20 protein-coding genes are annotated in these 26937 nt (G+C 68.5%); 7 read left to right on the top strand and 13 right to left on the bottom strand.

The window, feature by feature from the left end; all coding sequences use genetic code 11:
* The first annotated feature begins 50 nt into the window (after positions 1 to 50).
* On the top strand, positions 51 to 2183 hold the full coding sequence (locus ACFXKZ_RS13525; protein ID WP_379999736.1) for a prolyl oligopeptidase family serine peptidase: 2133 nt from the start codon (positions 51 to 53) through the stop codon (positions 2181 to 2183).
* A gap of 71 nt (positions 2184 to 2254) precedes the next feature.
* Here the strand turns inward: ACFXKZ_RS13525 and ACFXKZ_RS13520 are convergent, their stop codons facing one another.
* The 11 genes from ACFXKZ_RS13520 to typA all read right to left on the bottom strand — a co-directional run bounded on the left by ACFXKZ_RS13520 (position 2255) and on the right by typA (position 17243).
* Entirely contained in the window at positions 2255 to 3337 is a 1083-nt protein-coding gene (locus ACFXKZ_RS13520) for an ABC transporter ATP-binding protein (protein WP_379999734.1), read from the bottom strand.
* Entirely contained in the window at positions 3330 to 4373 is a 1044-nt protein-coding gene (locus ACFXKZ_RS13515) for an ABC transporter ATP-binding protein (protein WP_379999732.1), read from the bottom strand. The genes ACFXKZ_RS13520 and ACFXKZ_RS13515 overlap by 8 nt, the downstream gene beginning before the upstream one ends.
* Before the next feature lie 16 nt (positions 4374 to 4389).
* Positions 4390 to 5403 carry an ABC transporter permease gene (locus ACFXKZ_RS13510; protein WP_379999730.1) on the bottom strand — a complete coding sequence of 338 codons (1014 nt, stop codon included), beginning with the start codon at positions 5401 to 5403 and terminating at the stop codon, positions 4390 to 4392.
* Positions 5396 to 6325 (bottom strand): ABC transporter permease, encoded by a 930-nt coding sequence (locus ACFXKZ_RS13505; RefSeq protein WP_379999728.1) that lies wholly within the window; start codon positions 6323 to 6325, stop codon positions 5396 to 5398. Before ACFXKZ_RS13505 ends, ACFXKZ_RS13510 begins: the two co-directional genes overlap by 8 nt.
* A gap of 161 nt (positions 6326 to 6486) precedes the next feature.
* Entirely contained in the window at positions 6487 to 8142 is a 1656-nt protein-coding gene (locus ACFXKZ_RS13500; protein WP_379999726.1) for an ABC transporter substrate-binding protein, read from the bottom strand.
* 509 nt (positions 8143 to 8651) lie between these two features.
* Positions 8652 to 9785: an ABC transporter ATP-binding protein gene (locus tag ACFXKZ_RS13495; RefSeq protein ID WP_379999724.1), complete on the bottom strand. Its 1134-nt coding sequence runs from the start codon at positions 9783 to 9785 to the stop codon at positions 8652 to 8654.
* Positions 9786 to 9826: 41 nt separating this feature from the next.
* Positions 9827 to 10939 (bottom strand): ABC transporter ATP-binding protein, encoded by a 1113-nt coding sequence (locus ACFXKZ_RS13490; protein ID WP_379999722.1) that lies wholly within the window; start codon positions 10937 to 10939, stop codon positions 9827 to 9829.
* A gap of 62 nt (positions 10940 to 11001) precedes the next feature.
* Entirely contained in the window at positions 11002 to 11985 is a 984-nt protein-coding gene (locus ACFXKZ_RS13485; protein WP_379999720.1) for an ABC transporter permease, read from the bottom strand.
* A 130-nt stretch (positions 11986 to 12115) separates the two neighbouring features.
* The gene (locus ACFXKZ_RS13480; RefSeq protein ID WP_379999718.1) at positions 12116 to 13879 is read right to left on the bottom strand and encodes an ABC transporter substrate-binding protein; all 1764 of its coding nucleotides are present in this window, start codon (positions 13877 to 13879) and stop codon (positions 12116 to 12118) included.
* Between the two features lie 128 nt (positions 13880 to 14007).
* Positions 14008 to 15051: an ABC transporter permease gene (locus ACFXKZ_RS13475; protein ID WP_379999716.1), complete on the bottom strand. Its 1044-nt coding sequence runs from the start codon at positions 15049 to 15051 to the stop codon at positions 14008 to 14010.
* 326 nt (positions 15052 to 15377) lie between these two features.
* Complete coding sequence (gene typA, locus ACFXKZ_RS13470) at positions 15378 to 17243, bottom strand: translational GTPase TypA (protein WP_380000026.1); 1866 nt, start codon at positions 17241 to 17243, stop codon at positions 15378 to 15380.
* A gap of 200 nt (positions 17244 to 17443) precedes the next feature.
* Here typA and ACFXKZ_RS13465 point away from each other — a divergent pair, with 200 nt between their 5' ends.
* From ACFXKZ_RS13465 to ACFXKZ_RS13440, 6 genes are all read left to right on the top strand, one after another.
* Complete coding sequence (locus ACFXKZ_RS13465; RefSeq protein ID WP_379999714.1) at positions 17444 to 18253, top strand: hypothetical protein; 810 nt, start codon at positions 17444 to 17446, stop codon at positions 18251 to 18253.
* A 324-nt stretch (positions 18254 to 18577) separates the two neighbouring features.
* Complete coding sequence (locus ACFXKZ_RS13460; protein WP_379999712.1) at positions 18578 to 18901, top strand: hypothetical protein; 324 nt, start codon at positions 18578 to 18580, stop codon at positions 18899 to 18901.
* Positions 18902 to 18905: 4 nt separating this feature from the next.
* Positions 18906 to 19727 (top strand): hypothetical protein, encoded by an 822-nt coding sequence (locus tag ACFXKZ_RS13455; RefSeq protein ID WP_379999710.1) that lies wholly within the window; start codon positions 18906 to 18908, stop codon positions 19725 to 19727.
* 66 nt (positions 19728 to 19793) lie between these two features.
* Positions 19794 to 21722: a fumarate reductase/succinate dehydrogenase flavoprotein subunit gene (locus tag ACFXKZ_RS13450; protein WP_379999708.1), complete on the top strand. Its 1929-nt coding sequence runs from the start codon at positions 19794 to 19796 to the stop codon at positions 21720 to 21722.
* Entirely contained in the window at positions 21722 to 22480 is a 759-nt protein-coding gene (locus ACFXKZ_RS13445) for a succinate dehydrogenase/fumarate reductase iron-sulfur subunit (RefSeq protein ID WP_379999705.1), read from the top strand. Before ACFXKZ_RS13450 ends, ACFXKZ_RS13445 begins: the two co-directional genes overlap by 1 nt.
* Positions 22481 to 22573: 93 nt before the next feature.
* Complete coding sequence (locus tag ACFXKZ_RS13440; protein WP_379999703.1) at positions 22574 to 23788, top strand: acyltransferase family protein; 1215 nt, start codon at positions 22574 to 22576, stop codon at positions 23786 to 23788.
* Between the two features lie 55 nt (positions 23789 to 23843).
* Here ACFXKZ_RS13440 and ACFXKZ_RS13435 read toward each other — a convergent pair whose 3' ends face one another.
* A complete protein-coding gene (locus ACFXKZ_RS13435) occupies positions 23844 to 26297 on the bottom strand; it encodes a SpoIIE family protein phosphatase (RefSeq protein ID WP_379999701.1) in 2454 nt (817 codons plus the stop codon).
* A gap of 92 nt (positions 26298 to 26389) precedes the next feature.
* On the bottom strand, positions 26390 to 26836 hold the full coding sequence (locus tag ACFXKZ_RS13430) for a (deoxy)nucleoside triphosphate pyrophosphohydrolase (RefSeq protein WP_379999699.1): 447 nt from the start codon (positions 26834 to 26836) through the stop codon (positions 26390 to 26392).
* Positions 26837 to 26937: the final 101 nt, after the last annotated feature.

Here is a 26937-nt window from a genome sequence, read left to right as displayed (position 1 = left end):
CTCCCCGGTCTCCCCTCCCCGTGTGCGTACGTCCCCGTACGCTGTGGCACATGAGCTCGGAGATCACATTTCCCCGGCAATACGCCCGCACGCAGCGCTTCACCCAAGGCGCTCCACGCAGCTTCGGCTTCGCCGACGGCCGGATCACATTCCTGCGGTCCAAAGCCGCCGACGACTCCACCACCTGTCTGTGGATCCTGGATCCGGACACCGGCGACGAGCGCCTGGTGGCCGACCCCGCGACGCTGCTCGGCGGCGCGGCCGAGGACCTGTCCGCCGAGGAGCGGGCCCGGCGCGAGCGCAGTCGCGAGGGGGCGGCCGGCATCGTCGGCTACGCGCTCGACAATGCCGGGGATCTGGCGGTATTCACCCTTTCGGGTCGACTGTTCGCCGTGTCCCTGTCCGCCGGCGAGGCGCCGCGCGAGCTGGCCGTGCCCGGTCCGGTGATCGACCCGCGCCCCTCGCCCACCGGCGAGTGGATCGCCTACGTGTCCGCCGGCACGCTGCGGGTGGTGGCCGCCGACGGCTCGGGCGATCGTGCGCTCGCCGAGCCCGACGGCGACGACGTCACCTGGGGCCTCGCCGAGTTCATCGCCGCCGAGGAGATGAACCGCTTCCGGGGCTACTGGTGGGCCCCCGACGGCTCCGCGCTGATCGCCGCACGCGTGGACAACGCGCCCGTGGACCGCTGGTGGATCAGCGACCCGGCCAACCCGGCCGCGGCGCCGAGCGAGGTGGCCTACCCGGCGGCCGGCACCGCCAACGCCGAGGTCACCGCGTGGCTGATCGGCCTCGACGGTGCCCGGACCGAGCTGACCTGGGACCACGACGCCTACCCCTACCTGGCGAGCGTGCACTGGTCGGCCGGCGGCGACCCGCTCCTGAGCCTGCAACCGCGCGACCAGAAGGTGCTGCTCACCCTCGCCGTCGACGTCGCCGCCGGGACCACCCGCGAGCTGCACCGCGAGCACGACGACGTGTGGATCGACCTGGTTCCGGGCGTGCCCGCGTGGACGCCCGACGGCCGGCTGGTCCGCCTGGTCGACGCCGACGGTGCGCGGCGTGTGGTGGTCGCCGACAAGGAGCTGACCGACCGGCGCCTGTTCGTGCGCTCGATCCTGGACGTGGCCGACGAGGACGTGCTGATCACCGCGTCGGCCGGCACCGACGCGAGCGCGCCCGAGATCGGCGAGATCCACGTCTACCGGGTCGCCCCCGACGGGGTCACCCGGGTGAGCGCCGAACCCGGCGTGCACACCGCGGTGCGCGCCGGCGACACCACGGTCCTGGTCTCCGCCACGCCGGAGCGCTTCGGCACCCGGGTCGCGGTGCTGCGCGGCGGCGCCGAGATCGCCACGGTCACCTCGCACGCGGCCACCCCGGTGCTCACCCCCCGGGTCGAACTGCTCCGCGCCGGCGCCCGCGGCATCCCGTGCGCGCTGATCCTGCCGACCGGGTTCGACCCCGCGTCCGGCGAGCGGCTGCCGATCCTGATGGACCCGTACGGCGGCCCGCACGGCCCGCGCGTGCTCGCCGCGCGCAACCCGCACCTGACCTCGCAGTGGTTCGCCGACCAGGGCTTCGCGGTGCTGGTCGCCGACGGCCGGGGCACCCCGGGCCACTCCCCCGAGTGGGAGAAGTCGGTCCACCTCGACCTCGGCCCGATCAGCCTCCAGGACCAGGTGGACGCCCTGGAGGCGGTCGCCGCCGAGCGGCCGTGGCTGGACACCACGCGGGTGGGCATCCGCGGCTGGTCCTACGGCGGCTACCTGGCCGCGCTCGCCGTGCTGCGCCGCCCCGACGTGTTCCACGCGGCGGTCGCCGGCGCGCCGGTGACCGACATGGCGCTCTACGACACGCACTACACCGAGCGCTACTACGGCATGCCCGCCGAGCAGGTCGAGGCGTACCGGCGCAGTTCACTGGTGTCCGGCTCCGAGCTGGGCGAGGTGGCGTCGACCCGACGGGCGCTGATGCTGGTGCACGGCCTCGCCGACGACAACGTGGTCGCCGCGCACACGCTGCGGCTGAGCAGCGCGCTGCTCGCGGCCGGCTATCCGCACGAGGTACTGCCGCTGTCCGGGGTCACCCACATGACCCCGCAGGAGCAGGTCGCGGAGAACCTGCTGCTGTTCCAGGTCGAGTTCCTGCACCGCTCGCTCGCCCACCCCGCGAGCGACTGACACCCGCCGCACACGACGACGCCCGCCGTCCCCGAATCGGGAACGGCGGGCGTCGTGGGTCGGCGCGCGGTTCAGGCCGCGCCGACGATGTCCTTCTCCTCGGCGAAGTGGCACGCGCTGTCGTGCGCGGCCAGTCCGTCCAGGCCGGTGCGGATCTGCAGCAGCGGCTCCTGCTCGGCGCAGATGTCCTGCGCCTTCCAGCACCGGGTGCGGAACCGGCAGCCCGACGGCGGGTTCGCCGGCGACGGCACGTCACCGGTGAGGATGATCCGCTCGCGGTGCTCGCGCCCGTCCGGGTCCGGCACCGGCACCGCCGACAGCAGCGCCTGGGTGTACGGGTGCGTCGGGTGGTCGTAGATCTGCGCGTCGGTGCCGATCTCGGCGATCCGGCCCAGGTACATCACCGCGACCCGGTCCGAGATGTGCCGCACCACGGACAGGTCGTGCGCGATGAACAGGTACGACAGACCCAGTTCGTTCTGCAGCTTCTCCAGCAGGTTGACCACCTGCGCCTGCACCGACACGTCCAGCGCGGAGACCGGCTCGTCCGCGATGATGATCTCCGGGTTGAGCGCGAGGCCCCGGGCGATCCCGATGCGCTGGCGCTGGCCGCCGGAGAACTGGTGCGGATACCGGTTGATGTGCTCCGGGTTCAGCCCGACCAGGTCGAGCAGTTCCTGCACCCGCCGCTTGCGGTCGCCACGGGGGGCGACCTCCGGGTGGATGTCGTACGGCTCGCCGACGATGTCGGCGACCGTCATCCTCGGGTTCAGCGAGGTGTACGGGTCCTGGAAGACCATCTGGATGTTGCGGCGCACCGCCTTGAGCGCGCGCCCCGACAACTTCGCCAGGTCCTCGCCCTTGTACAGGACGCTGCCCTTGGTGATCGACTCCAGGTTCATCAGCAGTCGGGCCACCGTGGACTTGCCACAACCCGACTCGCCGACCAGGCCCAGCGTCTCGCCCTTCATCAGGTCGAAGGTGACGCCGTCGACGGCCTTGACCGCGCCGATCTTCTTCTGGAAGAGGATGCCCTGGGTGATCGGGAAGTGCTTGACCAGCCCCCGCACCTGAAGGATCGGCTCGCCACTGGCCACCGGCTGAACGGCCTTGCGCACATCGGCGGCGGTCGCGCCGTTCGAGGACTCAGCCACGGACTTCTCCCTCCATCACGGTCTCCCAGAAGTGGCACGCGCTGCCCCGACCGGCCGAGATCTCGTGCAGCGGCGGAACGTCGCTGCGACAGATGTCCTGCGCGTACGGGCAGCGCGGGTTGAACGCGCAACCGGACGGGATACGCATCAGGTTCGGCGGCAGACCCTTGATCGCGTACAGCTCGCGACCCTTGTGGTCCAGGCGCGGGATCGACTCCAGCAGACCCTTGGTGTACGGGTGCGTGGGCTGGCGGTACAGCTCCCGCACCGGTGCCTGCTCGACGATCCGGCCCGCGTACATGACCGCGATCTTGTCCGCGACGTCGGCGACCACGCCGAGGTCGTGGGTGATCAGGATCAGACCCATGTTCCGCTCGCGCTGCAACTCCGCGAGCAGGTCCATGACCTGCGCCTGGACGGTCACGTCGAGTGCGGTGGTCGGCTCGTCCGCGATGATCAGCTCGGGGTCGAGCGCGAGCGCCATGGCGATCATGATGCGCTGGCGCATACCGCCGGAGAACTGGTGCGGGTAGTCGTTCACCCGATCCTTGGCCGCCGGGATGCGCACCTGATCCATCAGGTCGATCGCCTTGAGCTTGGCGTCCTTGCGGGACATGCCGCGGTGCACGGTGAACATCTCGGCCAGCTGGAAGCCGACCGAATACACCGGGTTGAGCGCGGAGAGCGCGTCCTGGAAGATCATCGAGATCTTCTGGCCGCGGATCTTCCGGCGCTCCTCCTTGGACATCTTGAGCATGTCCTTGCCGTGGAACCGGATCTCGCCGCCGGTGATGTGCCCCGGCGGCATGTCCAGGATGCCCATGATCGTCTGCGCGGTCACCGACTTGCCCGATCCGGACTCGCCGAGCACGGCGAGCGTCTCGCCGGCGCTGACGTCGTACGAGACACCGTTGATCGCCTTGGCCACACCGTCGCGGGTGCGGAACTCGACGTGCAGGTTGTCCACTTCGAGCAGCGGCGCGGTGGCTGCCGAGCCCGGTCCCTCGGGCTTGTTCTTCGTGTCGATCGTCGTCACTTGTCTGTCCCCTCCCTCAGCGGAGCTTCGGGTCGAGGGCGTCGCGCACCGCGTCGCCGAGCAGAATGAAGCTGAACACCGTGACCGACAGGAAGATCGACGGGAAGATCAGCTGGTACGGCGAGTCGCGCAGCGCGGTGGTCGCCGAGCTGATGTCCGCACCCCACGAGATCTCGGTGGGCGGCAGCCCGATACCGAGGAACGACAGCGTCGCCTCGGTGGCGATGAAGGTACCGAGCGAGATGGTCGCGACCACGATCACCGGGGCGACCGCGTTGGGCAGCACGTGCCGACTCAGGATGCGGCCGGTGCCGGCGCCGAGCGCCTTGGCGGCCACCACATAGTCGGACTTCTTCACGGTGATCACCGAACCACGCATGATGCGCGCGATCTGCATCCAACCGAAGATGCCGAGCGCCATCACCACGGTCCACACGGTGCGGTCCTTGAACGCGCTCATGAACACCAGCGCGCCGAGCAGCAGCGGGATGCCGAAGAAGATGTCGGTGACCCGGGCCAGGATCGAGTCGAGCCAGCCGCCGAAGTAGCCGGAGAGCGCGCCGACCAGACCGCCGACGATCACGATCACCGCGGTCGTCGCGACACCCACGATGATCGAGGCACGGGCACCGTAGACGGTGCGCGCGTACACGTCGCACCCCTGCACGTTGGTCCCGAACCAGTGGTCTCCCGAGGGGTCCTTGTTGGTGTCGAGGATCGGGCAGTGCCGGGGGTCGATGTCGGTGAACACACCGGGGAAGAACGCCATGAACACCAGGAAGAGCAGCAGCACGCCCGACACGTAGAAGCCGGGGCTGTGCCGCAACTCGCGCCACGCCTCCGCCCACGCGCCGCGCGGCTTGTCCTGCGGTCCCTGCACGTCCGGCGCCGAGTACGCGCCGCGCTTCTCGATGGTCACGCCCTCTTCGTCCGCCAGCATCAGGCCCGGATTCTCGATCGAACCGAACTGGGCCTGCTCGTCGCTGCCGGTGGGCAGCTGTTCGCGCTGCTGCTTGTTCATGTCAGGCATACCGGATCCTCGGGTCCAGGACGGCGTACAGCAGGTCGACGATCAGGTTCATGACCAGATAGATCATCACCAGTGCCGCCACCGCGCCGACCACTGTCGAGCTCTCGTGCTTGGTGACCGCGAGGTAGATCAGGCGGCCGACACCGTCGACGTTGAAGATGCCCTCGGTCACGATCGCGCCGGCCATCAACGCGCCGAGGTCGGCACCGAGGAAGGTCACGACGGGGATGAGCGAGTTGCGCAGCAGGTGCCGGGTGACCACGCGGCGCCGGGGCAGGCCCTTGGCGGTCGCCGTGCGGACATAGTCGGCGCGCATGTTCTCCGCGACGCTGGTCCGGGTCAGTCGGGCGACGAAGGCCAGCGAGAGCGAACCGAGCACGATGCCGGGCAGGAGCAATTGGCTCCAGGTCGCGTCGCCCACGGTCGCGGTGGCCTCGAAGATGCCCCACTCGCTGCCGAGCCAGAACTGCGCGATGGTGCCGAGCACGAAGACCGGGATCGAGATGACCACGAGCGTGCCCGCGAGGACCAGGGTGTCCGCGAGCTTGCCGCGGCGCAGGCCCGAGATCAGGCCCAGGCCGACACCGACGACGACCTCGATCGCGAACGCGATCATGGCGAGTCGGATCGACACCGGGAAGGCCCGCTTCAGCTCCTCGGACACGGGACGACCGTTGAAGCTGGTCCCGAAATTACCCTGGAGCAGGTCGGTGATGTAGTACCAGTACTGCACGATCAGCGGGTCGTTCAGGTGGAACTCTTCCCGCTTCAGGCGCACGAAGACAGGGTCGGCACCCTTGTCGCCGAACATGGCCGAGATGGGGTCGCCACCCAGCTGGTACACCATGTAATAAATCAAGAACGTGGTCCCGATGAACACCGGGATCATCTGGAGCAGCCGCCGTACGACATATCGCCCCATGCCAGCCTCCTGCTGTCGTCGTCGGCCCGAAGCGAGAGATCGGACCAGAGGCCGGCACGTGGATCGCACGTCGCCGGCCCGGCCCGCCACCGGCAAGATCCGGCCGCACCTGTCGAGGGTGCGGCCGGACCGTGGTCAGTGCCGGGTCATGTCCCGATCACTTACTTGACGGTGACCTCGGTGAAGACCGGGTTGCCGTACGGGTCGAACTGGACGTTGGAGACCTTGGTCGAGGAGCCGGCCTTGGTCACGTAGTACCACAGCGGGATGGACGGAACGTCCTTCGCCATCTGCTGCTCGGCCTGCTTCCACAGGTTGACGCCCTCGGTCTGGTCCGAGGCGGCCATGGCGCGCTTGGCCAGGTCGTCGAACGCCGGGCTCGAGTAGCCGGAGTCGTTGGACGCGGCACCGGTGAAGTAGACGTCCGCCAGGAAGTTGTCCGGGAACGGGTAGTCGGCCTTCCAGCCGGTGCGGTAGGCGCCGGTCATCTTGTGACCGGAGATGTCCTTGCGCGCCACGCTGAACTCGGGGTACAGCTTCGGCTCGCAGGCCTGAGTCTTCAGCGACTCGTTGATGCTGTTGCAGACCGCGGTGACCCATTCCTTGTGCGGGCCGTCCGCGTTGGTGGCGATGGTGAACTTGCCACCGGGGATGCCGCCACCGGCCTCGATCAGCTGCTTGGCCTTGACCGGGTCGTACTTGGTCAGGTCACCCGTGATGTCCTTGCTGTAACCCGGGATGTTCGGGGCCAGCCAGTCGGTCGCGGGCTGCTCGGCACCCTTGTACAGCGCCTTGACGATGCTCGCGCGGTCGATCGCCATGGAGATGCCCTGACGGACCTTCTCCTTGCCCGGGGCACCCCAGGCGGCGTCGTACAGCGGGAAGGCGATCTTCTGGATCGAGAACTGCGGCGCCTCGATGGCGCGCTCGCCCAGGTCCTTCTTGTAGCTGCCGACCGCCGACGTCGGGATCTGGTCGATCACGTCGAGCTTGTTGTCGCGCAGCGCGGTGTAACCGGCGTCGTACGTGGTGTAGACGCTCAGTCGCACACCGGCCGACTTCGCCTTGTCGTCACCGGCGTACTTGTCGTACCGCTTCACGGTGATCGACTTCTTGTGGTCCCAGCCGCCGTTGGCGGTGTCCAGCTGGAACGGACCGTTGCCGATCGGCGCGTTGCCGTACTTCTCGGGGTCCTTGTAGAACTCCTGCGGCAGCGGCGCGTAGACCACGTAGCCCAGGCGCGACTTGAAGGACGAGACCGGCTGGGTCAGCTTGATCGTGAACGTGTTGTCGTCCACGAGCTTGAGACCGGTCATCTCCTTGGCGGTCGGCGCACCGTCCTTCGGGTGCACCGCGTCGTAGCCCTCGATCAGCGAGAACCAGCTCGCGTTGATCTGCTTGCTCGTGGAGAGCGCGCCCCAGTTCCAGGCGTCGACGTACGACTTCGCGGTCACCGGCTCGCCGTTGTGGAAGGTCCACCCCGGCTTGATCTTCACGGTGTAGTTGGTCGAGTCGGTGCTGTCCACCGACTGCGCCATGGCCGGCACGGGCTGGCCGGTCTTGGAGTCGTACGTGTAGAGGCCGCGGAACATGAGCTGGAGGGCGTAGAACCCACCCGTCTCGTTCGAGTTCGCCGGCTGGATCCCGTTCTGCGGGTCGGTGCTGTAGGCCGAGTAGTAGCCGGCGGGCAGGCCGTTGCTGCCACCGCCGCCGCCCTTGTCGTCCTTCTTGTCGTCGCTGCTGCTGCCACACGCAGTCGCGGCCAGGCCCAGAACGGCCACACCGACGACCCACTTCACGCGCGTTGTTCCGCGCATGGGTTGCCTCCTCATGGAATCACTACCGAAGTGAAGTGCAACGGGGCCACCCGAGCGGGAAGCATCCGTCACAGCTGCTCGTAGAGTCGGCGCCCCCGAGCGCGTGACCAGGTTCCGAGCACAAGCGGATCCACTATCCGTCACCGATTGGCCGTGACCAATCCCCTGCAGGTTTCAGTTTGATCACGTAAATCCGTGATCAATCTCGAAACCCAGACATATGAGACCAGTAACGAAGCCGTATCAAACGGACACCATGTACCGCTGCCCGGAGCATACAGTCCGATGAACGAACACCCATAAGACGCCCCTACCTCGTCTCACAAAGCGAGAAACGCTACGGAGCGTGACGGTACTCGCTCGGCCGAGACGGCGCGGACCGACTGGTCGTATCGGGTTCAACGCGCGTAGCTGACCTGCAGGAAAGCACGAAAAACGGGATGTCACCAAATCGGTGGCATCCCGTTCTCGGGTGCGGTATGACGATTCGCCGTCACGGCGATGCGTCGTTACTCCGGGTCGGTCGTGATGCCGGCCTCCAGCGCCGCCTCGATCCGCTCCTCGGGCATCGTCTCCTCCGCCTTGGCGGTCGCCTCCAGCGGACCGGGGAAGTGGCACGCCACCCGGTGGCCCGCGAGCAACGTGTCGATCCCGATCAGCGGGGGCTCCTCGTTCGCGCACACGTCCTGCGCCTTGGGGCAGCGGGTCCGGAAGCGGCAGCCGGACGGCGGGTTGATCGGACTGGGCATGTCGCCGAAGGCGTGTACCCGTGTCCGGTTTCCGCTCTTGTCCGGGTCCGTCTCCGGCACCGCGGCGAGCAGCGTGTGCGTGTACGGGTGGTGCGGGTTCGCGTACAGCGACGTGCGGTCGGCGATCTCGACGATCTTGCCGAGGTACATCACCGCCACCCGCTGGGAGAAGTGCCGGACCACCGCGAGGTCGTGCGCGATGAACACGAACGCGATGCCCATGTCCCGCTGCAGGCCCTGGAGCAGGTTGACCACCTGCGCCTGGATGGACACGTCGAGCGCGGACACCGGCTCGTCGGCCACGATCAACCGCGGCTGGAGCGCGAGCGCGCGGGCGATCCCGATCCGCTGCCGCTGGCCACCGGAGAACTCGTGCGGGAAACGGTTGTAGTGCTCGGGGTTGAGACCGACACGTTCCAACAGCTCCTGCACCCGCTTTTTCCGGCCACCCTCGGGGTTGATCCCGTTGACCTCCATCGGCGAACTCACGATCGCGCCGACCGTCTGACGCGGGTTCAGCGACGAGTACGGGTCCTGGAAGATCATCTGGATCTGGCTGCGGATCGGGGCGATCTGCTTGCGGGTCGCGTGCGTGATGTCGTTGCCGTCGTAGTGGATCGTGCCGCCGGTGGGCTCGAGCAACCGGCTGATCAGCCGACCGGTGGTGGACTTGCCACACCCGGACTCGCCGACCAGGCCCACGCTCTCCCCCGCCGCCACGGACAGGTCGATCCCGTCCACCGCACGCACGTTGAGCATCTTGCGACGGACCAGGCCGCCGCCCTTGACGGGGAAGTACTTGACCAGCCCCCGTACGTCGAGCAGCGGTTCGCCGGGCGACTTCGGCGCGGGGTCCGGAGCCGGCGCCGGGGTCTCGCTGATCGTCTCGGTCATCGTCGTTCTCCTGCTTTCTGCCGTCGGCCGAGCCTCGGCGATCAACCGAGCAGCGGGCGGACGTCGTCGATGAAGATCCGCTGCTTGTCCTCGGCGCTCAGGTGACAGGCCGACCCGCGCCCCTCGGACAGCGCCAGGACCGGCGGCTCGGTCCGGCACCGCTCGCCCCCCACCACGTCGGCGTAGTCGCACCGCGGATGGAAGGGACAACCCGACGGCGGCGCCAGCAGGCTCGGCGGCGTACCGCGCACCGGCCGCAGCGGAATGTCGACGTCACCGGAGAGATTGGGCATCGAGGACAGCAGCCCCCACGTGTACGGGTGCCGCGGATTCTTCAGCACCTCGCGCACGGTGCCCTTCTCCACGCTGCGTCCCGCGTACATCACCAGCACGTCGTGCGCCATCTGGGCAATCACGCCGAGGTCGTGGGTGATGAACAGGATCGCGGTGCCGAACTCGTCCTGGAGGTCGCGGAGCAGATCCAGGATCTGCGCCTGGACCGTCACGTCGAGCGCGGTCGTCGGCTCGTCGGCGATCAGCAGGTCCGGGTCGCACACCAGCGACATCGCGATCATCGCGCGCTGGCGCATGCCGCCGGAGAAGTGGTGCGGGTAGTCGTTCACCCGGGTCTTGGGATTCGGGATGCCGACGCGGTCCAGCATCTCGATCGCCCGCGCGTGCGCGTCGCTGCGATTGGCACCCAGGTGCCGCCGATAGGACTCGGCGATCTGCTCGCCCACCGTGTAGAACGGCGACAGCGCGGTGAGCGGGTCCTGGAAGATCATCGAGATCCGCCTCCCGCGCAGGTCGCGCAGCTTGCGCTCCGGCATGGTGATCAGCTCGCGGCCGTCGAACCGGATCTCGCCCTCGATCTTCGTCTTCTCCCGGTTGTGCAGCCCCAGGATGGTCAACGAGGACACCGACTTGCCCGAGCCGGACTCGCCGACGATGCCGAGCGTGCGGCCCTTCTCGACGTCGAAGGACAACCCGTCCACGGCCTTGACCACGCCGTCGTCGGTGGAGAAGTGCACCCGCAGATCGCGCACCGACAAGAACGCGTCGGTGCCGTCGGCGCGGGCGGACGCCCCCGCCTTCCCGGCGGTCTCGGCCTTGCCGGTCGGCTGATCGGCGGTGGTATCGGTACTCGCGGCCATGCCCTGCTCCTCGGCCCCTGCGGCTGGTGGACGGTGACGCTGACTCATCGGACGCCGCCCTCTCACGAGAGCCGGACCCGTGGATCGATGACGGCGTACAACAGGTCCACCACGAGATTCGCGAGCATCGTGAAGCTGGCCGCGATGACCACCACGCCCATCATCATCGGCAGGTCGGAGTCGGTCACCGAGGTGACCGCGAGCATGCCGATGCCGTGCAGGCTGAAGGTGCTCTCGGTGATGATCGTGCCGCTCATCAGCACGCCGATGTCCACGCCGAGCACGGTGACGATCGGGCTGAGCGCGCCCCGGAAGGCGTGTTTGATGTACACGCTGCGTCCGGACAGGCCCTTGGCCTTGAGTGTTCGTACGTAGTCCTCGGACAACACGTCCACCATCGTGGATCTGGTGAGGCGGACGTACATGGCCATGTGGATGGTCATCAGACAGATCCACGGCAACAGCAGTCCCGACGCCCATTCGAACGGATCGTCGGTGAACTGGTGATACTGCGGTCGATCCATCCAGCCCAACTGCTGGACGAAGAGATAGATGAACAGGGGCCCGAGCACGTAGATCGGTGCCGAACCGCTGAGCAACGCAAAGCCCGTGGCGACCTTGTCGGTCTTCTTGCCCCGCCGCATCGCGGCCAGGATGCCCAGACCGATACCCAGCGTCATGAACAGCACGACCGCGCCGATGGCCAGCGACACCGTGGTCGGGAAGCGGTCCGCCACCGTGTGCGCGACGTTCTGGTTGTTGGCGAACGAGTAGCCCAGACACGGGAAGTTGCAGGTTTTCTCACCGATGTTACGGCCGGCGAAGATCCCGGATATGAAGATCCAATACTGCTCCAGGAGCGGTTTGGTCAGGCCGAGGTTGTGCCGGACCGTCTCGCGCATCTCTGGCGTGCAGTTCTTGCCACACGACAGGCGCACGACCGAGTCCTCGCCGGAGGCGGCGAAGAACAGGTAGAACGTGATGAGGCTGACGACAAGCAGGATCGCCGCTACGCCGAGCAGCCGCCGGACCAGGAATCGAAGCATGAGGCCGGTCTTCCTCCGCGATGTGCCCCCGGCGATCGATCCGGTCGGACCGGTCGGTCCCGGGAGTCGCATGCGCGACTCCCGGGACCGACCGACCGACGGGCGGATCGACCGCCGACGGGCCTGACGGCTACTTGATGAAGATGTTGTTCAGGTCGATCGCGCCCTTGGAGTTGAGCGCGGCGCCGCCGATCTGCGGGCCGTACACCAGGCGGTGACGCTGGTAGATGTACGGGATGGACGGCACGTCCTGCATGATCTTCTCGTCGAGCTTCATCCACTCGACGGCCTGCGCGTTGGTGTCGGTGATCTTCAGGATGCGGTCGATCTCCGCGTCCACGGCCGGGTTCTTGTACTTGGCGTAGTTCTGGCCGTTGTCGAGCACCTGGCGGCTGTCGTACACCGGGGTGTAGACGGTCGAGCCGGTCGGCCAGTCCGCTCCCCAGCCCGCCCAGTAGAGGTCACACGGCGTGTCGAGCTTGCCGATGACGTCGTAGTACTCCTTGTCGGAGATCTCCTTGCGCTCCATCTGGAAGCCGGCCTTGCCGAGCATGTCCATGATCGGCAGCGCGCGCTCCTGCTGGACCTTGGTCGTGTTGATGCACAGCACGACCTTCTGGCCGACCTTGCCCGCGGCCTCCAGCATCTGCTTGGCCTTGGCCTGGTCGCCGTCCGGCGGCAGACCGTCGAACAGGCTCTTGTACGGCGCGTAGCCCAGCTGGGTGGGCGAGGCGATGGTGGTGGAGAAGTCGCCCGCGGTCGGGCCACCCTCGGCCAGTCGCGCGGACTGGCGCGGGAACGCGATCGCCATCGCCTTGCGGACGTTGACGTCGGTGATCCGCAGGTTGTTGATGTCGAACCGGTTCGCGTACGGGCCGATGCCGTCCGTGACCCGGTTCTTCAGCGCCGGGTCGGTGGCGATCTGCTGGGCGAAGTTGGCGTCGGGACGCTCGTTCAGGGTGAACGCGGCGGCGTCGCTGCCGGCCGCGGCGGTCAGCCGCTGGAACTGCGTCGCGCCCGGGATGCCCATCTCGAACTTGAACTGGTCCACGTACTGGTGGCGCACCGAGTCGCTGGCCGGGTCCCAGTTCGGGTTCTTGTCCAGGATCAGCTGCTTGTCCGGCTCGTGCGTGGTGATCTTGTACGGGCCGCTGGCGAACGGCTTGGTGTCGATCTGCTCCTTGGTGTCCTTCGACTTGGGCATCGGAGCGGTGGTGCCCATCGCGGCGGCGAAGGGGAAGTCGCCCTGCGGCGAGGCCAGATGGAAGATGATCGTCTTCGCGTCCGGAACCTCGATCTTGTCGTTCGGCAGCTCGGCGCCGTCGTACGGACCGGGGTAGGTCTCCCAGTACTTGTCCGAGCCGGTCAGCCAGCCCTGGATCCAGACCGGACCCTCGTTCCACGCCTTGTTGAACATGCGCTCGACGCCGTACTTGACGTCGGCGGCCACGATCGGCGTGCCGTCCTCGTACTTCAGGTTGTCCTTGAGCGTGTACTTCCAGGTCTTGCCACCGTCGGTGGTGGTGCCGGTGTCGGTCGCCAGGTCACCGACGAGGGTGGTCTTGTCACCCTCGCGCTTGTAGGTGGTCAGCCGGCGCGAGATCAGCTCGGACACCGTCATCAGGTTGCTGACGTAGGCGCGACCCGGGTCCAGGTGCGAGAAGCCGGTGCGGTTGAGGACGCCGGCCACGCCGCCCTTCTTGGCGCCCGGTACCTCGGCCGCCGGGCCCTTCGAGTCGGCTGCGGTGCCGATCACGACGGACGCCGTCTTGGCGGAGGGTTTCGCCGTGTTGTCCTTCTTGTCTCCGCCGCCGCTGCTGCACGCGGAGGCCGAGGCCGCGAGGGCCCCTACCGCGAACAGCGCGACGAATCGGCGCTTCCCCGTCGATGTCATGTGATCCCCTCATCCAAGAAACCGTTCACCGGGCCCAGGTGCCGCGGCGGTGGGACGTACGCAGGAGCGGTTGCGCAGGCTCCGGGGTCACGACGGGCACGATCGGCCCGCGCGTGGACCCCGGCCGGTCATCGGTTCGACTTGGGGTCGAGCGCGTCGCGTACCGAATCGCCGAGGAGGTTGAAGGCGAGGACGAAGATCACCATCGCGATGGCCGGGAAGGCCAGGTAGGTGACGTCGCTCTGCATGCCTTCGAAACCCTTGTTGATCATCCGACCCCAGTCCGGGGTGGGTTCGGTCATGCCGACCCCGAGGAAGGACAGCGCCGCCTCGGTGGTCACGTATGTCGGCAGGTCGAGCGTGGCGACGATCAGGATCGGGGTCCACAGGTTGGGCAGGAGTTCCTTGAAGATGATCCGCCCGGATCCCGCCCCGCTGACCTTCGCCGCCTCGATGTACTCGCGTTCGCGCATCGACAGCACCTGGCCCCGCAGGATGCGGGCGATCCGGGTCCAGCCGAACAACGACAGCACGATGATCAGGGCCGTCGCCCGGAGCATCGTCGGTGTCGTCTCGCGCTCGCTGACGAACAGCGCGAGCACGATCGGGGTGAACGCGATGAAGAACAACTGCGAGGGCATCGCCAGCAGGGTGTCGATCACCCGGCTGATCACGTAGTCCACCTTGCCGCCGAGGTATCCGGCGGTGATGCCCAGGACGGTGCCGACCACCGTCACGATGATCACCACGACCACGGCGAGCAGCAGCGAGGTACGGATCCCGTACACGAGCTGCATCAGCACGTCCCGACCGACCGCGGGTTCGATGCCGAACCAGTGCTCGCCCGAGATGCCGCCGTTGGGCGCGATGGGCGCGCCGACCTCGTTGAGCAGGCCCGGGTGGATCTGCCCGTAACGTGTGTACGGGTCCTTTCCGTACAGCTTTTCGATCAATGGCGCAGCGAAAGCGATCAAGAAAAAGAAAATCACGATCGACGCGGATATGACGCCGCTGCGATCCTTGCGGAAACGCCGCCAGGCGAGCTGGCCGGGCGATCGCCCGACCACCTCTTGCGGTGCCGCCGCGACCCCCGCTTCGGAGAGCGGTGAGTCGGGCGTTCCCGGATTCGGGGATCCTCCCGCCTCCGGGACCAGCTGGGGTTGCATGGTCATGACTGCAAATACCCCCGAGTCGCGGTCGAGTGCGACCGGATTCCGTTTGGTTTGGTGGCCGCACGGACTCTCGCAACCCAATTACCGTGTCGTCAAGAGGACAGTCATACTAAACCCGAGAGCGAAAGATATTCGTCATTTAGGTTTGTTAGAAGTTTCGAATCTGATCGATTTTTGCTCGAAAATGTTAATCGCATTGGAAACATAACGAATATAACCGGGCAAAGATATCGAGTTGGTCTCAGCATGCGAAAAGCCGGTGACCTGCGGGTTCGACCGCAGGTCACCGGCTCGTTTCGGGTCGCCGAACGGCGTCCTTCGTGTGATCAGCGCTTGGCACGCGAGGCCGAGCGGCCCCGCTCCTTCTGATCGAGGACGACCTTGCGGATGCGCACGGTCTCCGGGGTCACCTCGATGCACTCGTCCTCACGGCAGAACTCGAGGGCCTGCTCCAGCGACAGCTTGCGCGGCGGGATCAGCTTCTCGGTCTCGTCGGAGGTCGACGAGCGCATGTTCGTGAGCTTCTTCTCCTTGGTGATGTTGACGTCCATGTCGTCGGCGCGCGAGTTCTCGCCGACGATCATGCCCTCGTACACCTCGGTGGTCGGCTCGACGAACATCTGGCCGCGTTCTTGCAGGTTCATCATCGCGAACGGCGTCGCGACACCGGCGCGGTCGGCCACCAGGGAGCCGTTGTTGCGGGTCCGAATCTCGCCGAACCAAGGCTCGTAGCCCTCGTGCACGCTGTGCGCGATGCCGGTGCCGCGGGTGTCCGTGAGGAACTCGGTACGGAACCCGATCAGGCCGCGGGCGGGCACCACGAACTCCATCCGGATCCAGCCGGTGCCGTGGTTGGTCATCGTCTCCATGCGGCCCTTGCGGGACGCCAGGAGCTGGGTGATCGCGCCGAGGTACTCCTCGGGCGAGTCGATGGTCAGCCGCTCGACCGGCTCGTGGACCTTGCCGCCCACCTCGCGGGTGACCACCTGCGGCTTGCCGACGGTGAGCTCGAAGCCCTCCCGGCGCATGGTCTCCACCAGGATCGCCAGCGCCAGCTCGCCGCGGCCCTGGACCTCCCACGTGTCGGGGCGCTCGGTGGGCAGCACGCGCAGCGACACGTTGCCGACCAGCTCGCGCTCCAGGCGGTCCTTCACCAGGCGGGCGGTGACCTTGTGGCCCTTGCCCCCCTTGCCGACCAGCGGCGAGGTGTTGGTGCCGATGGTCATCGAGATCGCGGGCTCGTCCACCGTGATCAACGGCAGCGGACGCGGGTCCTCGGGGTCGGCGATGGTGTCGCCGATCATGATGTCCGGGATGCCGGCGATGGCGATGATGTCGCCGGGGCCGGCCTCCTCGGCGGGCTTGCGCTCGAGCTGGTCGGTCATCAGCAGCTCGGTGATCTTCACCCGCTCGATGGTGCCGTCGTGCCGGCACCACGCGGCCTGCTGGCCCTTGCGGATGGTGCCCTGGTGCACGCGGCACAGCGCGATGCGGCCGAGGAAGTTGGACGCGTCCAGGTTGGTCACGTGGGCCTGGAGCGGCGCGCCCTCCTCGTACTCCGGGGCGGGGATGGAGTCGAGGATGGCCTGGAAGAACGGCTCCAGGCTGTCGCTGTCGGTCGGCACGGTGCCGTCGGCGGGGCGCACGAGCGTGGCCACACCGTCTCGCGCGCACGCGTAGACGATGGGGAACTCGATCTGCTCCTCGGTGGCGTCCAGGTCCATGAACAGCTCGTAGGTCTCGTCGACGACCTCGGAGATGCGCGAGTCGGGACGGTCGACCTTGTTGATGCACAGGATGACCGGCATCTTCGCCGCGAGCGCCTTGCGGAGCACGAAGCGCGTCTGCGGGAGCGGTCCCTCCGACGCGTCGACGAGCAGCACGACACCGTCCACCATCGACAGGCCGCGCTCCACCTCTCCGCCGAAGTCGGCGTGGCCGGGCGTGTCGATGATGTTGATGGTGACCGTGGGGCCACCGTCCTTGGGGTGATAGGCGACGGCGGTGTTCTTCGCGAGAATGGTGATGCCCTTCTCGCGCTCCAGGTCATTGGAGTCCATCACCCGGTCGTCCATCTGGTGGTGGGCACTGAACGTGCCCGCCTGCTTCAGCATGGCGTCGACGAGGGTGGTCTTGCCGTGGTCGACGTGGGCGACGATGGCGACGTTGCGGATGTCATGGCGCGTGGGCACGGCTGCGTGTCTCTCGGCTTCGGTCGGGGATGCTACGGACGGCCGGCGACCGCGGGCCTCCTCGGTCGTGCGATGGGCATCGCGCGAACCGGCCTGCCTCCTCGGCGCCAAGGTCAATCGTACGGGGAGTAACGCGCGCCGCTCGGTGCCGGCGCCCGCGAGAAGCCGTTCGGGGGGCGTACAGGGCACAATCCGTAGGTGTGAGCGAGTCTGGCGAGTCCTTCAACGAACGCATCCGCAAGCGGTGGTCCCGGCGGGCCGCGGAACGGCGGGACGGAACCTTTGGGCCCGTTCCGGCCGATATGGGGGCGGACGAAACGCCCGCCCCGTCGGATCGGGGCACCCCCGAGGGGCGGGCGCGGGTGCTGTACGAGCGGGCCACCGAGGCCTATCGCGACGGAGATGTCGCCCTGGTCGAACAATTGGCGGATCTGATCCCCGACGGGCCGGAAAGTGAGCCCTATCGCACTTTCGCGCGTGTCCAGTCCTTGGAGGCGCACGCGGACGACGCCGCGGCGGCCGCGGTCGCCCGGGCCTATCTGGACCGGATCGGCCCCAGCCATCCGGCCTGGGACACCGCCCGCGCGTTGTTCGGCGAGGTCATGGTGCAGGCGCTGATCATGGGCACGGTGCCGCTCGCGGACAACCTGGCCGCCGCCGAGGAGGCGCTGCGCAAGCCGGGCGATTCGTACCGACACCCCTCGGGCGCGACGATCCGCTTCGAGGCCGAGGACGACGAACCGCTGCTGATGGTGTTGCACGGAAACGCCGCGAAAGCGGTACGCGCCGCCAAACGCCTGGTGGACACCGAAAAGCGGGCATCCCGCGCGGGGCATGCCGACGCATTGTGCACATTCGCGCTGTGTGTATGCGCCGAAGGCGACATCGTCTCCGCCCGGGAGGCGCTGGCCGAGGCGGAACGTATTCTTCCCGGCCGACCCCGGATCGCCGCGACCCGCGCCCGGGTGGAATCCAGCCCGGCCGCCACGATGCGCCTCGACGATCGCTGAGTCGGCCCGATCGCCGAAACCGGCAATCGGCGGACATCGACAAGATCGTTAAACCTCGATCGGCTCGCCCGATCGAAGATCTTTATCGCCCATCCCCCCTGATCACCGGAATTCGATCTTGTTTCCCGAAGATCGAATTCCGGTGATCTTTCCGTTCCCGATCATGTTTTCCCGATCTGTGACCGACGAGATCCGCGAAACACTTTCCTTCGATTGATCGTTCGCGCCAGACTGCCGACGTTCCCACCTCGGGAATCCATGGCAAGTCCGCAACACCATCCCCATCCCCCGGCCCCCGACGACGTGGCGCCGGAAAAGCAGGAGGTGAGCGCGATCTTGACGACTCGGGCGCACGAGGACCTGGCCCTTGCCCGGCGCAGGCTCGACGAACTGGCACGCGCGGTGCGCGCTCTGCGCCGCACTCTCGGCGATACGTACGGCGTCCGTCGGCTCTGCGACGACGTGGAGCGGGCTCGGAGCAGTCTCGGCTTCGTGGGCGAGACGATCGCCGAGGCCGAACCCGTGGTCGTGCCCGTCCCGACGCCGACCGAAGTGATGTCCGATCTGCCGTACGACCCGGTCATCTTCGCGGACGCGGACGACGAAGGCGTGGGCGGCATGCGACCGCAGCGCCGGACAGGAAGGTGACGTCTTGGCTACAGGGACGACGGGGCCGGCGGGCAACACCGGCACCAACGCGCCGGGCCGCGCACAAATCCCGGCGCGACATCTGCGCACGGACCGCTGGTGGCTCTCGCCCGCGGTGACCGTGACCATCCTGTCCGCGTTCATCGTCTACTCGACCTGGCGGGCGTTCGCGAACGACGACTACTTCGCCGAGCCGTACGTGTCGCCGTTCTACTCGCCTTGTCTGGCGTCCAAGTGCGACAGCATGCCGATGAGCGCCAACGCGCCGCTTTTCGGCGACTGGTGGAGCCTGTCCCCGGCGCTGCTGATCCTGATCTTCCCGCTCGGCTTCCGGCTGACCTGCTACTACTACCGCAAGGCGTACTACCGGGGGTTCTGGGCGTCGCCGTCGGCGTGCGCGGTCCCCGAGCCGCGCGGCTCGTACTCGGGCGAGACCCGGTTCCCGCTGATCCTGCAGAACATCCACCGCTACTTCTTCTGGTTCGCGGCGGTGGTGGCGGTGATCCTGACCTGGGACGTGCTGATCGCGTTCCGCGACGAGCACGGCGCCTGGGGGCACATGGGGCTCGGCACCCTGGTGCTGCTCGCGAACGTGCTGCTGATCTGGGCATACACGCTGTCCTGCCACTCGTGTCGGCACATCGTCGGCGGCAAGCTCAAGCACTTCTCCAAGCACCCCGTGCGGTATCGCCTCTGGGGCTTCGTCAGCCGGCTCAACGGCCGGCACATGGAACTGGCCTGGGCCTCGCTGTTCGGCGTCGCGCTCGCCGACCTGTACGTGTACCTGGTCGCGAGCGGGGCCTTCGACGATCCCCGCTTCTTCTGAGCGATCCCCCCGCACGGTTGTTCGCCCCCGGCACCAACGTCCCAGCCCAGTACAGGAGTGGCACTCGTGTCCGAAGTGGAACGTCATTCGTACGACGTGGTCGTGATCGGCGCGGGCGGCGCCGGATTGCGGGCCGCCATCGAGGCCCGCACGCGCGGCCTGCGCACCGCCGTGGTCTGCAAGTCGCTGTTCGGCAAGGCCCACACCGTGATGGCAGAGGGCGGCATCGCCGCCTCGATGGGCAACGTGAACTCGCAGGACGGCTGGAAGGTGCACTTCCGCGACACCATGCGCGGCGGCAAGTTCCTCAACCACTGGCGGATGGCCGAGCTGCACGCCAAGGAAGCCCCGGACCGCGTCTGGGAGTTGGAGTCCTGGGGCGCGCTTTTCGACCGCACCGCCGACGGCCGGATCAGCCAGCGCAACTTCGGCGGTCACGAGTATCCGCGCCTCGCGCACGTCGGCGACCGCACCGGACTGGAGCTGATCCGCACCCTTCAGCAGCGCATCGTCGCGCTCCAGCAGGAGGACGAACGCGAGTTCGGCGACCCCGAGGCGCGGCTGAAGGTCTTCCAGGAGTGCACGATCACCCGGCTGCTGACCGTGCCCGACGCCGGCTCCGAGGCGGGCAACCGGATCGCGGGCGCGTTCGGTTATTGGCGCGAGTCGGGCCGCTTCACCGTCTTCGACGCGCCGGCGGTGGTGCTGGCCACCGGCGGGATCGGCAAGGGCTTCAAGGTCACCTCGAACTCGTGGGAGTACACGGGCGACGGGCAGGCGCTCGCGCTGCTCGCGGGCGCGCCGCTGATCAACATGGAGTTCGTCCAGTTCCACCCGACGGGGATGGTCTGGCCGCCGTCGGTGAAGGGGATCCTGGTCACCGAGTCGGTGCGCGGCGACGGCGGGGTGCTGCTCAACTCCCAAGGCAAACGTTTCATGTTCAACTACATCCCGGACGTGTTCAAGGAGAAGTACGCCAGGACCCCGGACGAGGGCGACCGCTGGTACACCGACCAGGAGAACAACAGGCGCCCGCCCGAGCTGCTGCCCCGGGACGAGGTGGCGCGGGCGATCAACTCCGAGGTCAAGGCCGGTCGGGGCTCGCCGCACGGCGGGGTGTTCCTGACCGTGGTCGGCCGGATGGCCGGCGGCACCGAAGAGATCCGCCGCAAACTGCCTTCGATGTACCACCAGTTCAAGGAACTGGCCGACGTGGACATCACCGCCGAGGCGATGGAGGTGGGTCCGACCTGCCACTACGTGATGGGCGGGATCGCGGTGGACCCGGACACCGCGGCCACCCCGGGCGTGCTCGGCCTGTACGCGGCCGGCGAGGTCGCCGGCGGCATGCACGGCAGCAATCGGCTCGGTGGCAACTCGCTGTCCGATCTGCTGGTGTTCGGCCGCCGGGCGGGCGAACACGCGGCGCGCTACGCCGAGGAGATCGGCGAGGCACGGCGCGAGGCCCCGCAGGAGCAGCTGGAGGCGGCCGAGGCCGAGGCACTGGCACCGTTCGCCGTGGAGAGCGCGGAGAACCCGTACACGGTCCACCAGGAGCTCCAGCAGACCATGAACGACCTGGTCGGCATCATCCGCCGGGAGGGCGAGATGGCCGAGGCGCTGACCCGCCTGGAGGAGCTCAAGGCGCGCGCGGCCAAGGCGGGCGTGGAGGGCCACCGGCAGTACAACCCGGGCTGGCACCTGGCCCTGGACCTGCGCAACATGCTCCTGGTCTGCGAGTGCGTGGCGCGCTCGGCCCTGGAGCGGCAGGAGAGCCGCGGCGGGCACACCCGCGACGACTTCCCGGCGATGTCCGCCGAGTGGCGTCGGGTGGTGCTGGCGTGCTCGATCGTCGACCCCGACGCAGAGACCCTGTCCGTGCGGCTGACCAGGAGCGAGGCCGTGCCGATGCGCGCCGACCTGTTGGAGCTGTTCGAGCGGGACGAGCTGACGAAGTACCTCACCGACGCGGAGCTTCCCGGGAAGGACGGCTGATGACCCACAAGGCGGACTTCCGCATCTGGCGCGGCGACACCGACGGCGGCGAGCTGCGCGACTTCAAGGTCGAGGTGAACGAGGGCGAGGTGGTCCTCGACATCATCCACCGGCTCCAGGCCACCCAGGCCCCGGACCTGGCCGTGCGGTGGAACTGCAAGGCGGGCAAGTGCGGTTCGTGCAGCGCGGAGATCAACGGCCGGCCGCGGTTGTTGTGTATGACCCGGATGAGCACATTCGCGCCGGACGAGGTGGTCACGGTCACCCCGATGCGCACCTTCCCGGTGATCCGCGACCTGGTCACCGACGTGTCGTTCAACTATGCGAAGGCCCGACAGGTGCCCTCGTTCACGCCTCCGGAGGGGCTGAAGCCTGGCGAGTATCGGATGCAGCAGGTCGACGTGGAGCGCTCGCAGGAGTTCCGCAAGTGCATCGAGTGTTTCCTGTGCCAGAACACCTGCCACGTCATCCGCGACTTCGAGGACAACAAGGCGGCGTTCTCCGGCCCGCGCTTCCTGATGCGGATCGCCGAGTTGGACATGCACCCCCTGGACGTGGCGGACCGGCAAAAGGCCGCGCAGGAGGAGCACGGGCTCGGCCTGTGCAACATCACCAAGTGCTGCACGGACGTGTGTCCGGAGCACATCCACATCACCGACAACGCGCTGATCCCGATGAAGGAACGGGTCGCCGACCGCAAGTACGACCCGCTGGTCTGGCTGGGCAACAAGATCCGCCGGCGGGGGTCCGGGGACTGAGACGGGGCGGGGGCGGCCGGCCGGTCGGGCATCAATCGCGCACGAAGGCGGCCACTCGCACAACAGATCGACGGGTGCGCGCGTTTTGAGAGGGTGAAGATCGCCGCCTCGCTGCGCCGCCGCCCGGATTCCGCGAAGCCGCGGCCGGCCGCCGGGGCCACCGCCCCCGGCCCGGTCGGCCCGCCGGCCGCCCCGCTCGCGACGCCCGCCTCCCCGCGGCGCCTGGCCGCCCTGGACGGGTTGCGCTTCCTCGCCGCGCTCATGGTCGTGCTGTACCACTACGCCGGTTACGCCGGCGGCATCGGGAGCGGGGCCTGGAACGGCAAGTCCACGGCGGTGCTCTTCCCGACCGTGGCCGGGATCGCCGCGTACGGCTGGCTTGGGGTCGAACTGTTCTTCCTGATCAGCGGGTTCGTGATCTGCATGAGCAGTTGGGGGCGCACGCTCGGCGACTTCTTCCGCTCCCGTGTGGTCCGGCTCTACCCGGCCTACTGGGCGGCGGTGCTGATGACAGCCGTGGTGCTGCGGTTATGGCCGACGGTGCGCGGCGCGCCGAGGCCGGGCGACGTGCTGACCAACCTGACGATGCTGCACGAGGCGCTGGGCGTTCGGCATGTGGACGGCGTGTACTGGACGTTGTGGGCCGAACTGCGCTTCTACCTGCTCTTCGCCCTCGTCGTCGGGTTCGGCCGCGGCGTCACGTACCGGCGCACGGTCCTGTTCTGCGTGACGTGGACGGTGGCCGCGGTGGCGGTCACCTCGACCGGGGACGAACTCCTGGAGTCCGTCGTCCAGCCGAGGTTCGCCCCGTTCTTCATCGGCGGCGTCGCGTTGTACCTGGTCCGCCGATTCGGCCCGGACCCGCTGCTGTGGGGCATCGTGGGCATGTCGTGGCTGTTGGCCCTGCACTCGACCGCCGCGGAGATCCCACGCCAGGTGGACGCGAACCACCCGCACCTGTCCGCAACCATCTGCATGGGCGTGGTCACCGCCTTCCACGCGGTGATGATCGCCCTCGCGCTGGGTCTGCTGGACCGGATCACCTGGTCCTGGCTGACCGCTCTCGGAGCCCTCACGTACCCGCTCTACCTGCTCCACGAGAACATCGGCTGGACCCTGATCCACTGCCTCGACCGCCCGGGCCGCTCGGCCTTCGTGGTCCTGGGCGCGGTCACCCTCGGCATGATCGTGGCCGCGTGGCTCCTGCACCGAGTGATCGAACGCCCGTTGGCGAGGATCCTGAACCGGGCCCTGGTCCGAGGCATCGCCCGGATGCGCGAGTCGGCGCCGGAACCGCGCCGAGCGTGAGCGGAGCGTCGCCCACACCGGTGCAGGCGGTGCTCCCGGGCGGCACCCGCAACGGCTATTCCGGCAAAGGCAGTTCGAACCAGACCGTCTTGCCGTGGCCGGATTTTCGGCTGCCCCAGCGTTCGGCGAGCTGGTTGACCAGTTGCAGGCCCCGGCCGCCCTCGTCGGTGTCGTCGGCCTCGCGCATGCGCGGCAGGGTGGTGCCCGCGTCGGCGACCTCGCACAGCAGCGCCCGACCACGCAGCAGGCGCAGTCGGATCGGGCCCGCGCCGTAGCGCAGCGCGTTGGTGACGAGTTCGCTGACCAGCAGCTCGGTGATGTCGACCAGGGCGTCCAGGCCCCACTCGGTGAGCGTCTTGCGGCTCAGCTCGCGGGCCCGGGAGACCACGGCGGGTTCGGCGGGCAACCACCACGAGGCGACCGAGTCCTCGGCGAGGGCGTCCAGGCGGGCCACCAGGAGGGCCACGTCGTCGAATCCGGGCTCCTCGTGCACGTCCGCGACGATCCGGTCGGCGGTGCGCTCCAGGGGCCCCGGCGGGCCCGCCAGGGCGTCGCACAGCAGGCCGATGCCGACGTCGAGCGAGCGATCCCGGGTCTCCACCAGGCCGTCGGTGTACAGCACCAGCGTGCTGCCCGACTCGACCGCGAAGTCGCCCTGTTCGAAGCCCAGTCCGCCCACGCCGAGCACGGTGCCCGGCGGATTGTCGACCACCCTGGGCCGACCCGTCGGCGGCACCAGGATCGGCGGCATGTGGCCCGCGCTGGCGAACTCGCAGGTACGCGCCACGGGATCGTAGACCACGTAGACACACGTCGCGTAGTGCAGTTCCCCGAGCCCCACCACGATGTCGTCCAGATGCCCCAGCACCTCGGCGGGCGGCAGTTCCAGCCCCGCGAGGGTGCGCACGGCGGTGCGCAACTGGCCCATCACCGCCGCCGCGTGCACCCCGTGGCCCATCACGTCGCCGACCACGAGCCCGATCCGGCCGCCGGACAGCGGGATCACGTCGTACCAGTCGCCGCCGACCTCGGTGACGGAACTGCCCGGCAGGTAGCGGTGCGCGACCGCGATGCCCGGCAGATCCGGGAGGTTCTGCGGGAGCAGGCTGCGCTGCAACATCACCGCCGTCTCGCGCTGGTGGTGGTACAGCCGCGCGTTGTCCACCGACACCGCCGCGCGCGAGCCCAGTTCGGTGGCCAGGGTCAGGTCGTCGGGGTCGAAGGCGGGTCGGCCCTCGCCGCGCCCGAGCAGCAGCGTGCCCAGCACCACGCCCCGGGCGCTGAGCGGAACCACGATCATCGTGTGCAGCCCGAGGGCCCGCGCCGCCTCGGCCCGGGTCGGGTCGTGGATCAGCTCGTCGTACATCTCGTCCTGCACGTTGCGCATCAGGTACGAGCCGCCCGTGCGCAGGCAGCGGCCGAAGGTGGAGTCGGCCGCGTAGACCAACGTGCTGCCCTGGCGCAGCAGTTCGTCGGTGTACCGCCCCGGGCGCGCGCCGCGTGAGGCGACGCGCTGCAGGCGGGCCTTCTCGGCGTGCGCGCCGGGCGGGATCTCCTCGCCCTGCACGATGGCCTCCAGCAGGTCCACCGCGGCCAGGTCGGCGAATCCGGGCACCACCGACGCGGTCAGCTCCTCCGCGATCCGGGGGATGTCGAGGGTGGCGCCGAGCCGGGTGCCGGCCTCGTTCAGCAGCGCGAGCCGCTTGCGCGCGGCGTCGACCTTGACCATCGCGTAGTGCCGCTCGGTCACGTCGATCAGCGAGCAGCTGATGCCCAGGATCCGGCCGCCGGGCGCCTCCAGGCGGTTGTACGACATCGACCACACCGTGCGCGGGCTGCCGTCGACGGGGATCGGGCCGAAGATGCGCGAGTCGACCACGGGCTCGCCGGTCTCCAGGACACGCTGCTGGATGGTGCGCACCCGCTCGGTGTCCATCCCGGGGCGGACCTCTTCGAGCCGGCGCCCGATGTGCGCCTCGACCGGCGTGCGGTTGATCGCGGCGAGCGCGTCGTTGACCGCGACGTAGCGCAGGTCGGCGTCGAAGATGCCGACCCCGATCGGCGACTGGTCGAACAGCGCCTCGCGGATCGCGAGGTCGGCCTCGACCTTGTGCACCACCGCCGAGTCCATCGAGGTGATCAGCACGAACCGGTTGCCGTCCAGGTCCTCGGCGAAGGCGGCCCGCGACTCGACCGTGCACAGCGTGCCGTCGCCGCGACGCATCGTGTACAGCCCGGCGAACACGTCGACGCCGGCCACCGCGTCGGTCGTGGCCGCCTGCTGCTCGGGGGTGAACGGCGGATGCACCAGGTCGACCGCGCGGGCGCCGAGGATGTCCTCGCGCCGGTAGCCGAACAGCTGCTCGGCGGCGGCGCTCCACATCACGATCCGGCCCTCGGCGTCGAGCACCCAGGTGGCCGACGGGACGAGATCGAACAGGGATCCGGGCGCCGTCGAGCGCCGGGCCGGGTCCCCCGGATTCCGGTCGACTTCTCGGCGCTGCTCCATGGACGGCGGATTCCTTTGTCGCTGCTACTCCGGACCGTTTTCCCGATTGATCACCATCTCAAGCCCGGCCCCCGGGCACGGCCACGTCGACCTTATCCACGCATTGGCAGCGATTCGTCACCCATGACCTGCTTTCCGGTAGCCGACTCGTCCATGACCGCCGCGACCAGGTCCACCGCCGGTCGATCCGCCGCGAGCCAGTCCAGGTCCGCCACCGCGGTCGGGGCGAGCCAGCGCACTTCCGAGTGGTCCTGGAGCGGACGCGGCTCACCCGAGATCAGATCGGCGAGCCATACATGCAACACGTACCCTGTCCCGAGCGGCCAGGCACCGGGCAACCGGCGCACCGGGCGCACGGTCACGCCCAGCTCCTCGCGGCATTCGCGCACCAGCGCGGCGGTCTCGTCCTCGCCCGGCTCGACCTTGCCGCCGGGGAACTCCCAACCGCCCGCCAACGCGGCGGGCGCACTGCGGCAGGCGGCCAGCAGGCGTCCCCGGTGGAGGATCGCGGCGCCGACGACGATGCGGGTCCCGGTCATGGCGGACAACTCTACGTGCCGAGCGGGCGCCGCAGCAGGCAACCTTTGTCGGTTCGCGAGCGTCTGTCTTCGGGGACATGCTTCCCGAACGGACCGGATCC

Source organism: Embleya sp. NPDC059237 (genome assembly GCF_042754105.1).
In the GTDB taxonomy this organism is placed as follows: Bacteria; Actinomycetota; Actinomycetes; order Streptomycetales; family Streptomycetaceae; genus Embleya.
Note: the sequence above shows the minus strand (reverse complement) of the source record. Positions and strands in the feature narration are given on the sequence as shown.

Coding starts and splice junctions, on each gene's coding strand:
- ACFXKZ_RS13435 (WP_379999701.1), bottom strand. CDS start 26,297: ATGGAGCAGCGCCGAGAAGTCGACCGGAATCCGGGGGACCCGGCCCGG.
- ACFXKZ_RS13525 (WP_379999736.1), top strand. CDS start 51: ATGAGCTCGGAGATCACATTTCCCCGGCAATACGCCCGCACGCAGCGC.
- ACFXKZ_RS13495 (WP_379999724.1), bottom strand. CDS start 9,785: ATGACCGAGACGATCAGCGAGACCCCGGCGCCGGCTCCGGACCCCGCG.
- ACFXKZ_RS13480 (WP_379999718.1), bottom strand. CDS start 13,879: ATGACATCGACGGGGAAGCGCCGATTCGTCGCGCTGTTCGCGGTAGGG.
- ACFXKZ_RS13430 (WP_379999699.1), bottom strand. CDS start 26,836: ATGACCGGGACCCGCATCGTCGTCGGCGCCGCGATCCTCCACCGGGGA.
- ACFXKZ_RS13445 (WP_379999705.1), top strand. CDS start 21,722: ATGACCCACAAGGCGGACTTCCGCATCTGGCGCGGCGACACCGACGGC.
- ACFXKZ_RS13485 (WP_379999720.1), bottom strand. CDS start 11,985: ATGCTTCGATTCCTGGTCCGGCGGCTGCTCGGCGTAGCGGCGATCCTG.
- ACFXKZ_RS13505 (WP_379999728.1), bottom strand. CDS start 6,325: ATGGGGCGATATGTCGTACGGCGGCTGCTCCAGATGATCCCGGTGTTC.
- ACFXKZ_RS13490 (WP_379999722.1), bottom strand. CDS start 10,939: ATGGCCGCGAGTACCGATACCACCGCCGATCAGCCGACCGGCAAGGCC.
- ACFXKZ_RS13510 (WP_379999730.1), bottom strand. CDS start 5,403: ATGCCTGACATGAACAAGCAGCAGCGCGAACAGCTGCCCACCGGCAGC.
- ACFXKZ_RS13500 (WP_379999726.1), bottom strand. CDS start 8,142: ATGCGCGGAACAACGCGCGTGAAGTGGGTCGTCGGTGTGGCCGTTCTG.
- ACFXKZ_RS13475 (WP_379999716.1), bottom strand. CDS start 15,051: ATGACCATGCAACCCCAGCTGGTCCCGGAGGCGGGAGGATCCCCGAAT.